Genomic DNA, 584 nt, shown 5'->3' with positions numbered 1-584 from the left:
CCTCTGGCACTGACCATCTTCGTCTGGGTGTTCATGATGAACGCCATCGACCTGGTACCGGTCGACTGGATCCCGCAAYTGGCTGCGGCCATTTCCGGCAACCACGAGATTCCGTTCCGCGCCGTATCGACCACCGACCCGAACGCTACGCTGGCCATGGCCTTCTCGGTATTCGCGCTGATCATTTTCTACAGCATCAAAATCAAGGGCATCGGCGGCTTTATCGGCGAACTGACCCTGCACCCGTTCGGCAGCAAGAACATTTTTGTTCAGGCCCTGCTGATTCCGGTGAACTTCCTGCTGGAATTCGTGACGCTGATTGCCAAGCCGATTTCGCTGGCACTGCGTCTGTTCGGCAACATGTACGCTGGCGAGCTGGTGTTTATCCTGATCGCCGTGATGTTCGGCAGCGGCCTGCTCTGGCTTAGCGGTCTGGGCATTGTGCTGCAGTGGGCGTGGGCTGTGTTCCACATCCTGATCATCACCCTGCAGGCGTTTATCTTCATGATGCTGACCATCGTCTACCTGTCGATGGCGCACGAAGAGAACCATTAAGACCGGCTTCGGCTAGTCTGATGTCCCTC

At 56.9% G+C, this 584-nt stretch carries 1 protein-coding gene; it reads left to right on the top strand.

The window, feature by feature from the left end; translation table 11 throughout:
• A partial coding sequence (gene atpB / locus AC1DH9_RS30550) for a F0F1 ATP synthase subunit A (RefSeq protein WP_477809506.1) occupies nt 1–555 on the top strand: 555 nt, incomplete at its 5' end.
• Nucleotides 556–584 lie beyond the last annotated feature (29 nt).

This window comes from Pseudomonas sp. 05T35 (assembly GCF_056396605.1).
The sequence above is the reverse complement of the archived record's forward strand: the minus strand, read 5'-3'. Positions and strand labels throughout refer to the sequence as shown.